The sequence below is a fragment of the Sneathiella sp. genome, assembly GCF_002694385.1.
Lineage (GTDB): Bacteria > Pseudomonadota > Alphaproteobacteria > Sneathiellales > Sneathiellaceae > Sneathiella.
Map to the genome: position 1 here is coordinate 455,459 of NZ_NZMB01000012.1, position 10,602 is coordinate 466,060.

At 56.6% G+C, this 10,602-nt stretch carries 10 protein-coding genes; 6 read left to right on the plus strand and 4 right to left on the minus strand.

Annotated elements, in window-relative coordinates:
* Positions 1-60: 60 nt before the first annotated feature.
* From hemE to rho, 4 genes are all read left to right on the plus strand, one after another.
* Positions 61-1,047, plus strand: a complete 987-nt coding sequence (hemE, locus tag CMN55_RS08840; RefSeq protein WP_459253650.1) for a uroporphyrinogen decarboxylase — start codon at positions 61-63, stop codon at positions 1,045-1,047.
* An 8-nt stretch (positions 1,048-1,055) separates the two neighbouring features.
* Positions 1,056-2,090, plus strand: coding sequence for a ferrochelatase (gene hemH / locus CMN55_RS08845; RefSeq protein WP_293949426.1), 1,035 nt, complete (start codon positions 1,056-1,058; stop codon positions 2,088-2,090).
* 78 nt (positions 2,091-2,168) lie between these two features.
* Entirely contained in the window at positions 2,169-2,618 is a 450-nt protein-coding gene (gene hemJ / locus CMN55_RS08850; RefSeq protein WP_293949427.1) for a protoporphyrinogen oxidase HemJ, read from the plus strand.
* Positions 2,619-2,833: 215 nt separating this feature from the next.
* Complete coding sequence (gene rho / locus CMN55_RS08855; protein WP_293949428.1) at positions 2,834-4,093, plus strand: transcription termination factor Rho; 1,260 nt, start codon at positions 2,834-2,836, stop codon at positions 4,091-4,093.
* 177 nt (positions 4,094-4,270) lie between these two features.
* On the opposite strand, the gene CMN55_RS08860 is transcribed toward rho, so the two are convergent.
* The 4 genes from CMN55_RS08860 to CMN55_RS08875 form a co-directional block, all read right to left on the minus strand.
* On the minus strand, positions 4,271-5,161 hold the full coding sequence (locus CMN55_RS08860) for a DUF3800 domain-containing protein (RefSeq protein WP_293949429.1): 891 nt from the start codon (positions 5,159-5,161) through the stop codon (positions 4,271-4,273).
* Between the two features lie 117 nt (positions 5,162-5,278).
* Complete coding sequence (locus CMN55_RS08865; protein ID WP_293949430.1) at positions 5,279-6,253, minus strand: quinone oxidoreductase family protein; 975 nt, start codon at positions 6,251-6,253, stop codon at positions 5,279-5,281.
* 33 nt (positions 6,254-6,286) lie between these two features.
* Entirely contained in the window at positions 6,287-6,766 is a 480-nt protein-coding gene (locus CMN55_RS08870) for a methylated-DNA--[protein]-cysteine S-methyltransferase (RefSeq protein ID WP_293949431.1), read from the minus strand.
* Positions 6,753-8,792 (minus strand): thioredoxin domain-containing protein, encoded by a 2,040-nt coding sequence (locus tag CMN55_RS08875; RefSeq protein ID WP_293949432.1) that lies wholly within the window; start codon positions 8,790-8,792, stop codon positions 6,753-6,755. Before CMN55_RS08875 ends, CMN55_RS08870 begins: the two co-directional genes overlap by 14 nt.
* Before the next feature lie 100 nt (positions 8,793-8,892).
* Here CMN55_RS08875 and CMN55_RS08880 point away from each other — a divergent pair, with 100 nt between their 5' ends.
* Both CMN55_RS08880 and mnmE read left to right on the plus strand, forming a co-directional pair.
* Positions 8,893-9,138, plus strand: coding sequence for a DUF6489 family protein (locus tag CMN55_RS08880; protein WP_293949433.1), 246 nt, complete (start codon positions 8,893-8,895; stop codon positions 9,136-9,138).
* 23 nt (positions 9,139-9,161) lie between these two features.
* Positions 9,162-10,493 carry a tRNA uridine-5-carboxymethylaminomethyl(34) synthesis GTPase MnmE gene (gene mnmE / locus CMN55_RS08885; protein WP_293949434.1) on the plus strand — a complete coding sequence of 444 codons (1,332 nt, stop codon included), beginning with the start codon at positions 9,162-9,164 and terminating at the stop codon, positions 10,491-10,493.
* Positions 10,494-10,602: the final 109 nt, after the last annotated feature.

Genomic DNA, 10,602 nt, shown 5'->3' on the forward strand with positions numbered 1-10,602 from the left:
GGGACCCAAGTGAGCATATCAGAAACAAAAGCTCTGCTCCGAAGCCTGCAAGGGGAACAGATGGCAAGACCGCCCTTCTGGCTGATGCGTCAGGCCGGGCGCTACCTGCCGGAATACCGGGCCGCGCGCGCCGATGCCGGCAGCTTTCTCGATCTTTGCTATAATCCGAAGCTGGCCGAGGAAGTGACTTTGCAGCCGCTCCGCCGCTATGGCATGGATGCGGCCATCCTGTTCGCCGATATTCTCCTTATCCCCCATGCGCTGGGTCAACCGCTTGCCTATCGCGAAGGGGAAGGACCGGTTCTTGATCCCATCCGCTCCGCCGCCGAGTTGTCCAAACTTGATGTGACGCGCATCCATGAGACACTGGCGCCGGTGTATGAGACAGTCTCCCGCCTGTCACAGTCAATCCCGCAGAGTTGCACCCTGATCGGCTTTGCCGGGGCGCCCTGGACCGTTGCGACCTATATGGTCGAAGGGCGGGGATCCAAGGATTATGCCCATACAAAACACTGGATTTACAGCGATCCGGACGGATTTGGCGAGCTCATGGAAATTCTGGTGGCCTCGACTACGGAATATCTTCTCCGTCAGGTCGCGGCGGGGGCGGAGGTGATCCAGATTTTCGATACCTGGGCCGGGGTGCTTCCCGATGATGCCTTCCGCAAATGGGCCATAGAGCCGACGCGGCGCATTGTTGAGGGGCTGCGTGCCCGCCATCCGGATTTGCCCGTCATTGGCTTTCCCAAGGGCGTGGGCGCCAATATTATCGACTATGTGAAGGAGACAGGCGTGACCGCCGTCAGTCTGGATACGGGAACGCCGCTTCACTGGGCGGCGCAGGAAGTGCAGTCGCTTGTTCCGGTACAGGGTAATCTCGATCCGCTGCTGCTGGTGGAAGGCGGCGCGGCGATGGAGCGGAGAATTGCCGAAATCCTTGAAACCCTTGGGAAAAGGCCCTTTATTTTCAATCTTGGCCATGGCATCGTGCCGCAGACGCCGCCGGAAAATGTCGCACGGCTGGCGGCACTGATCCGCGGGGAATAGGCGATCCGATGGCGAAAAAAGCGGTCATTCTCTTCAATCTCGGCGGTCCGGACAGTCCGGAGGCGGTGGAGCCGTTCCTGTTCAACCTGTTTTACGATCCGGCCATCATCCGCCTGCCGACACCGCTGCGCTGGCTGGTGGCGAAGCTGATTTCCCGCCGCCGGGCGCCGATTGCGCAGGAAATCTATGCGGAGCTGGGCGGATCTTCCCCCATTCTGCCGGAGACGGAGGCGCAGGCCCGCGCCCTTGAAAGTGCCCTTGCCGGTCCGGGCGGGGCGGACAGCTACCGTGTTTTTATCGTCATGCGCTATTGGCATCCCTTCGCGGCGGAGGTGGCAAAGGAAGTGAAAGCCTGGCAACCTGACGAAGTGCTTCTTCTGCCGCTTTATCCGCAGTTTTCGACAACGACGACGGAATCCTCCTTCAAGGACTGGACCCGCGCCGCAAAATCGGCGGGGCTGACGGCAAAAACCCGCGCCATCTGCTGCTATCCGGTGGAGGCAGGGTTTATTGCCGCCCATGCGGCATTGATTGCACCAAAGCTGGATGAAATGGCCGGAGAGAAAGTGCGTCTGCTGTTTTCCGCCCATGGCCTGCCGCAGAAAATTGTCGATGCGGGTGATCCCTATCAGCGACAGGTGGAGGAAACCGCCGCCGCCATTGTGGCGACGCTGGGCCGCCCTGATCTCGACTGGCGCATCTGCTATCAGAGCCGGGTCGGCCCGCTCAAATGGCTGGAACCCTCGACAGAGGCGGAAATCGCCCGCGCCGGCGGGGAAGGGATCAGCCTCATCGTTGTGCCCATCGCCTTTGTGTCGGAGCATTCGGAAACGCTGGTCGAGCTGGATGTGGAGTATGGCAAGCTCGCGCGGGTTGAGGGCGTGGCGGAATATCACCGCATCCGCACCCTCGGTATCCATCCGGAGTTCATCAAGGGGCTTGCCGACATGATTTTTTCCCTTTCCGATGCATCAGAGCCGCAAAAGGAGCCGGGTTTTATGACGACCGATACCCCCTGCGACTGTTTATCTCTGGCGTCATGACGCTATTTCCCGTACATAATCCGCTATCCGCGGCGCGCGCGGCACAAACCGGACAACAGGGGATAAGAGCCATAAATCATGTATGATTTTCTTGCAGAAATGTACCCCTGGATCAAATCCCTGCATATCATTTCGGTGATTGCCTGGATGGCGGGCATGTTTTATCTGCCCCGTTTGTATGTTTATCATGCGGATGCGGAAATCGGCTCGGACAAGTCGGAAACCTTCAAGATCATGGAGCGGCGGCTCCTCCGCGGCATCATCAATCCGGCGATGATCATGACGTTTCTGTTCGGCGGGCTGCTGCTGCTGACACCGGGCATTATTTATTGGGGCGATATCTGGATCTGGCTGAAGCTGGCGCTGGTTTTCCTGATGGGCGGCTTTCACGGGGAACTGTCAAAATGGCGCAAACAGTTTGAAGCGGACAGAAATACCCGCCCGGCAAAATTCTATCGCATGGTCAATGAGATACCGACCATTCTCGTGATCGGAATTGTCATTCTGGTGGTTGTCAAACCTTTCTGAAATGCGCCAACTCTCACATATTTCATTTGACTAATGCCGGTAAAACTGGCATTAGATTCGAAAAATCTACGAACGTTTCCTGTTCACCGATCTCATTGCACCCTACATTCACAGGCAATCCCCATCGGACCGGTCGCATAAGCGAATTTTGAACATTTCCTTTATAACGGTTTTCTTTTAATCCTTTTCCCTTCCTCAGGCCGTAGAAAAAATACATGAATCTTCAAGAACTTAAGAAAAAAACCCCTTCCGAAATTCTGGAACTTGCAGAAGCGCGGGAGATTGAGAACGCGTCCACCCTGCGCAAGCAGGAACAGCTTTTCGCCATTCTCAAATATGAGGCGGAAAATGGCGCCGAGATCACCGGCGGCGGGGTTCTGGAGATTTTGCAGGACGGGTTCGGTTTTCTGCGCTCCCCCGATGCCAACTATCTCGCCGGGCCCGATGATATTTATGTGAGCCCGAGCCAGATCCGCCGCTTTTCGCTCCGCACCGGCGACACGGTGGAAGGGCAGATCCGCAGCCCCAAGGATGGGGAGCGGTATTTCGCCCTGCTGAAGGTTCAGAAAATCAATTTTGAGGATCCGGAAAAGGCCCGTCACAAAATCAATTTCGATAACCTGACGCCGCTTTATCCCGATGAGCGGATCAAGCTGGAAACCCCCGATCCGACGGCCAATAACATCAATTCGGCGCGGGTGATCGATCTTGTCGCGCCGCAGGGCAAGGGCCAGCGCGCGCTGATCGTCGCCCCGCCGCGGACCGGTAAGACGGTTCTGCTGCAAAATATAGCCAATTCCATCACCACCAACAATCCGGAGGTCTATCTGATCGTCCTGCTGATCGACGAACGGCCGGAAGAGGTGACGGATATGAAACGCTCCGTCCGCGGAGAGGTGATCAGCTCCACTTTCGATGAGCCGGCCGCCCGCCATGTGCAGGTCGCGGAAATGGTCATCGAGAAGGCCAAGCGCCTCGTCGAGCATAAGCGCGATGTGGTTATCCTGCTCGACAGTATCACCCGTCTTGCCCGCGCCTATAACACCGTCGTGCCCTCCAGCGGCAAGGTGCTGACCGGCGGTGTCGATGCCAACGCCCTGCAACGCCCGAAACGCTTCTTCGGCGCGGCCCGTAATATCGAGGAAGGCGGCTCGCTGACCATCGTCGCCACCGCCCTCATTGAGACCGGCTCGCGCATGGATGAGGTGATTTTTGAGGAATTCAAGGGCACCGGCAATTCGGAAATCATCCTTGACCGGAAACTCTCCGACAAGCGCGTCTTCCCGGCCATCGACATCACCAAATCCGGTACCCGTAAGGAAGAACTGCTGGTTGACAAGGCGACGCTGCAGAAAATGTGGGTCCTGCGCCGCATCCTCAACCCGATGGGCACCACCGACGCCATGGAATTCCTGCTCGACAAGCTGCGCCACAGCAAAACCAATGACGACTTCTTCGATTCCATGAATACGTGATTTAAAATACCACTAATGGTAAAAAGGAATCTAAATCAATGACTTACGAGTTATATTCGTATGTTATTGATTCTATTGATTTATTATTAAATTAATAGTATAATGAGAAAGTGGGTCGCCGGAGAACTCGGGTTGTTGGCTTTTATGTTCAATGGCGTCTATTGGGATGGTTGGAGATTATGATTCTGGCCTATTTGACCTTAGATTAGACGAGCCCGGGTCCCACCATTGATTTGGATAGCCGTAATATCTAAAAATTTCTTCCTGTTCAGTTTGTAAGTTAGCTGCCTTTAAGCTTGGAATTAGCTTAACTCCATATCCTGATGGCTTTGTTAGAGGCTGATCTTTATATTTTGCGATTCTTGGATTAAGTAATTTTGCAAATCGGGTATCACAAGAACCAGTATTATATATATCACAAGCTTTAAAAAAAGAGCTTGCTACAATATCTGCCAATTGTAAGCCTGCTCTTTCTTCAGCTGAATAAACCTTCAATAGTTTGTATTCTAATACGTCCCAATACATCCTACCAGATTTTATAAAAGTGTTTTCACCTTGTAATCGCATCCAATCATAATAGGCACTCATCTGCGAATAAGATAAACCCCCTCGATTACTATATTCAACTTTGAGTTTATGTGGTCTTCCTGTTTCTTTAATTGAGTGCCAATTAACAAAATTAGTTACTCTTTCGAGTAGTATTCTTGTCATCCAGCAATAGAACCAATTTTTAGATGGAATTTTTGCAGCGAAAGGATTGTTGTATCCTCTCATGTTTTTCTTATTAGAACATACTACAAAATATCGTGCTTCTAAATTTGCTAATTGATTACATACAAATAACTTTTTATTTTCATTAAGCTTTGCAAAATGCAGGATTTTTGAGTTATGCCGCCATAGGCCATCTTGAATATCTTTTACCCATTGTTTTACTTCACTTTCTCGTTCTGCCCTTACAAGAACGGCAGAAATAATTAACCATTCGCTGGAACCATTATTATCAATTGGTCTAATGACTTTAAGTCCGTCATCGCCAGCTTCATCAATATAAGCGACATATCTGTACAAAATAATATCCAATTACATGCGAGAAATATAAGTAATATCATACAATCATAAGATTCAAAATATTACATAAAAAGGCGCCACAATCGGGCGCCTTTTTGTTTGGGTTTCGGGAAAAAATCACACCGTAAACACCGTTGATCCGGTGGTTTTGCGCCCCTCAAGGTCTTCATGGGCCTTGCGGGCTTCACTAAGCGGGTAGGTCTGGTTGATGGTGACCTTGATCGCGCCGCTTTCGACAAGTTTCATCAGATCGCCCGCGGATTTTTCAAGATCGGCGCGCTTCGCGTTATAGGTCATCAGCGTCGGCCGGGTGATATAGAGCGATCCCTTGGCGCCCAGTACCCCGAGATCGAAATTCGTCACCGGACCGGAGGAATTGCCGAAAGAAACCATCAGCCCACGCGGGGAGAGACAATCGAGGGATTTTTCAAAGGTATCCTTGCCAATGGCGTCATACACCACGGGCACGCCCTTGCCGTCCGTTATTTCCATGACGCGCTTCTGGAAATCCTCCGTCCGGTAGTTGATCACATGGCTGCAGCCGAGGGATTTGGCAAGCTCGCCCTTTTCCTCCGACCCAACGGTGCCGATCATGGTCGCCCCGATATGGCGCAGCCACTGGCAGACGAACAGCCCGACGCCGCCCGCCGCCGCATGGAACAGCACCGTATCGCCCTGTTTCACGTGAAACGTCCGTTGCAGCAGATATTCCGCCGTCATGCCCTGCAGCATCATGGCCGCCCCGGTCTGATCATCAATGCCGTCCGGGAGTTTGATCAGATTATCCACCGGCATGATGCGCGCTTCCGAATAGGCGCCGATGGGGCGGCCCGCATAGGCGACGCGATCGCCGACATTGAAACCGCTGACGCCCGGGCCCAGCTCCTCGATCACGCCGGCCGCCTCCATGCCGGTGGTCAGCGGCAGCGGGGCAGGGTAGAGACCGGTGCGGAAATAGACATCAATGAAATTGAGGCCGACCGCCGTATGGCGCACGCGCGCCTCTCCCGCTCCGGGCGCACCGAGGGTGACCTCTTGCCATTTCATGACCTCCGGGCCGCCATGTTCCTGCTGGACAATTGCTTTTACCATTTCCCTCTCCTTTTTCCTGCGCCCTGTTCAGTCTTATATATCAAAGGATTGCTGCGCCGCTGGCAAGGCTTTTTCAAGCCGCAGCAGGGCAATCTTCGTTTCCACCCCGCCATCGCCGGAATAGCCGCCGATTTTCCCGCCCGCCGCCAGAATGCGGTGGCAGGGGATGAGGATCGGGATCGGGTTGGCGCCGCAGGCCGTGCCGACGGGTTGCGCGGCCGATTGCAGCAGTTTCGCAATTTCCCCGTAGCTTTTCGTCCGTCCCGCCGGAATTTTCCGCATCTCCGCCCAGACTTTTTTCTGAAATTCCGTGCCGGGCGGATCAAGCGGCAGGTCAAAATCGCCGATTTCCCCGTCGAAATAGCGGTTGAGCTGATCCCGCGCGCCCTCCAGCAGCGGCGTCGCGCTCTGCCATTCCGCGGGCACCCAGCCCCAGTCGAGGGAGATGATTTTCCCGTCCTCCTCCGTCACGGTGAGATCGCCGACGGGGCTGTGCAGGCTAAGCTGTGGCATGGCCGGTGGTCTCCTTCAGAAGGGCGGTGAACGCGATCACATCATTGACGGGCAGCGAACAACTCGGCCCGGTGCAGAGATAGGCGGTCGGTCTGCCGTCCAGGCGGCCCTTGCCCTTTGCCGGATGATCGAAGGGCAGCGCTTCCGTATCGGGGAGGATGTTGAGAACCTTCGCGGGCAGGCTGAAATCCTTCAGAACATTCACAAGATCAATGACTTCCGCCTCGCTCCGTTCGCCGATGATAATCACCTGCCGGGCGTTGATCAGCGTCTCGAAATTATTGAGAAGCGTCGCCAGCGGGAAGAAATTGCGCCCGAGTTCCGCGGAAAAATAGCGGATCGAGGCCATGGCCGCCTCAAACGGTGCGCGCGCGCCGGTCAGCAGATGCAGCTTCGCCAGCACTTCCAGCATCACCCCGTTGCCGGAGGGGACGGCGTTGTCCATGGCGTTCTTGGTGCGGATGATCAGCGCCTCCGCGTCATCGGCGGTGTAGAAATAGCCGCCCGCGTCATCTGCGAAATGACGGCCCAGAATCTCCGTCCATTCCTCCGCCCGGGCGAGGTAAAACCCCTTGCCGGTCACCTCATGGAGGGTGAGGGCGGCGCGCGCCATATTGGCGTAATCATCGAGCAACCCCGTATGCATTGCCCGGCCCAGGCGGTAGCTGTGCGAGAGGCGGCCGTTCTCTTCCATGGAATGCGTTGTCAGGGCGACGAAGGCCTTCTCCGCCGCCTCGATCCAGTGCGCCTCGTCAAAATAATGCCCGGCACGGGCGAGGGTGGCGATCATCAGGCCGTTCCAGTCGGTCAGCACCTTGTCATCGAGCCCCGGCCGAATGCGGGTTTCCCGCGCTTCAAACAGCTTTTGGCGCCCTCGCGCCAGCCGTTCCTCTGTCGCCTCGTCAAGCAATTCGGGATATTTCAACCGATTGATAATGTTGGTATTTTCCCAGTTTCCTTCGGGCAGGATGGCGTGAATTTCGCAAAATTGCGCGGCCTCATCGCCGAGAATTTCCTCAATCTCCGCTTTCGACCAGACATAAAACTTGCCTTCCACGCCTTCGGAATCCGCGTCGATCGTGGCGGCGAAACCGCCTTCCGCTGTCACCATCTCGCGCAGCAGCCAGCCGACCGTCTCATAGATGCGCGCCTCGAACAGCTCCGATTTCGTCTCGTGATGCACGGTCAGCATCAGATCGAGGATCTGCGCATTGTCATAGAGCATCTTTTCAAAATGCGGCGCGAGCCAGTATTGATCGGTGGAATAGCGGGCATAGCCGCCGCCCAGATGATCATAGATGCCGCCCTGCGACATGGCGGTCAGCGCCTTGATCACCACTTCGGAAAGCGCGGTATTGCCCGTCCGCAGATAGCTGCGCCAGATATTTTCCAGCACATAAACCTGCGGGAATTTCGGGGCGGAGCCGAGACCGCCATGCACCGGGTCGGCTTCCTCCGCATAGCGGGCGGCGATGCGGTCCAGCACCTCGATCGTCAGCTTCGGCCGCTCCCCGTCATTGCTTTCATTGAGCTTTTTCAGCGCCGATTTGAGGGCGTCGCGGTTTTTCGTCACCTTTTCAGGCTCGTTTTTGAAAATCTCCGCGACCGTGGTCAGCACATTCTGAAAGCTCGGGCGGCCATAGGCGGTGGTGGGTGGGAAGTAGGTGCCGCCCCAGAACGGCTCCCCGTTTGAGTTCAGGAACATGGTCAGCGGCCAGCCGCCCTGTTCGCCCAGAAGTGCGAGGGCACTCTGGTATATCTGGTCGATATCGGGGCGTTCCTCCCGGTCCACCTTGATATTGATGAACATCTCGTTCATCAGCGTCGCCGTCGCGTCATTCTCAAAGCTTTCATGGGCCATCACATGGCACCAGTGGCAGGCGGCGTAACCGACGCTGAGCAGGATCGGCTTGCCCTCTCTTTTCGCAAGGGCGAGGGTTTCCGCGCTCCAGGGTTGCCAGTGGACGGGATTGTCGGCATGTTGAAGGAGATAGGGGCTCGTTTCCGCGCCCAGCATGTTTTTCATGGCGGCATCCTGTTTTGCTGGTGGCATTGCCTCTCGGGGCGTTATATTATCCAGTTGTAGCAGAGCCGCCGCCGCCGGATCAATGAGGAGTGACCCGTTCATGAAAATTACTGTCGATATTGATTGCACGCCGCAGGAGGCGCGGACCTTCCTCGGCCTGCCGGAAGTGGAGCGCATGCAGGAAGCCGTCATGAAGGAGCTGCAGGCGAAGATGCTGGAAAATATCGCCCATCTTGACCCAGAATCCATGATGAAAACCTGGTTGCCGGCCGGTATGCAGGGGTTTGAGCAGATGCAGAAGATGTTCTGGTCGCAGTTCAATACCCCCGATAAGGCCGAAAAGTAACGGCGTCGCCCTCGGGAGCTGGCATGGGATTCTCAGAGACAATTTTTGCGCTGGCCAGTGGCCGGGGCCGCGCCGGGGTGGCCGTTGTCCGCCTGTCGGGGCCGAATGCGCGGGATGCGCTGGCCAGAATCAGCCGGAAAGAGTTGCCGGAGCCGCGCCGCGCGACGCTTCGCGCCTTATATAGATCATCGGACAATTCCATTATAGATCAATCACTTGTCATCGCATTTCCGGGGCCGGACAGCTTTACCGGCGAAGATGTGGTGGAATTTCACCTGCATGGCGGCCCGGCCATCCTGACGGCGCTGTTTGCCGAGCTCGCGGCGTTTGACGGGTTCCGACCGGCGGCGCCGGGGGAGTTTACCCGCCGCGCGTTTGAGCATGGCAAGATGGATCTGACGGCGGCGGAAGGGCTCGGCGATCTTGTCAATGCCGAGACGGAGGCGCAGGCGCGGCAGGCGCTGCGCCAGATGCAGGGGGAGCTCGGGCGGCTTTATGAGGGCTGGCGCGCCGCGCTGATTGCCGCCCTTGCGCATCTGGAGGCGGATATCGACTTTCCCGATGAGGATCTGCCGGACGGGGTGGCGGCGGCGATTGCCCCGAAAATTGCCGGTCTTCGCGCGGAAATCACGGCGCATCTCGCCGATGGGCACCGCGGCGAGAAAATCCGCGAGGGGCTGGATATCGTGATCCTGGGCCAGCCGAATGTCGGAAAGTCGAGCCTTCTCAATGCGTTGGCGCGGCGCGATGCGGCCATTGTCTCTGATCAGGCGGGCACGACGCGGGATATTATCGAGGTGCCCATGGATCTCGCGGGCTATCCGGTCACCTTTGCCGATACGGCGGGGTTGCGCGCCTCGGGCGATGCGATTGAGCGCGAAGGGGTCCGCCGGGCGGAGGCGCGGGCGGCGCGGGCGGATATCCGCCTTTTCATGACCACGGCGGAAAACCCGGACATCCCGGCCGATTTTGCCGCCTTATTTCGCGCCGGCGATTATCATCTGGTCAACAAGACCGATCTTGCGGCCTTTACGGCGGCGAAGGGGGGCGATGCGCGGATATTTCCCCTCTCCGTTACCTCCGGGGCGGGGCTTGAGACATTCCTCGCGGCGCTGGAGGCCGATGTGACGGAGCGGCTCGATCTTTCCGGCGCGCCCGCCCTGACAAGGCTGCGCCATCGTCAGGCCCTCGAAGAATGCGCGGAGGCGCTTGTCCGTTTTGAGCGGGCCGCGGCGCCGGAACTGGCGGCGGAGGATGTGCGCCTCGCCGTGCGGGCCCTCGGGCGGATCACCGGGCGTGTGGATGTGGAAGATATCCTCGATGTGATTTTCGGGGATTTCTGTATCGGCAAATAGGATTTTGGCCTGAAACCCCTATGCAATGTTTCACGTGAAACATTTTGGAGTATGAAGAGGGCGTTTCAATGTTTCACGTGAAACATTTTTGACCCCAGCCGCCGTCGAT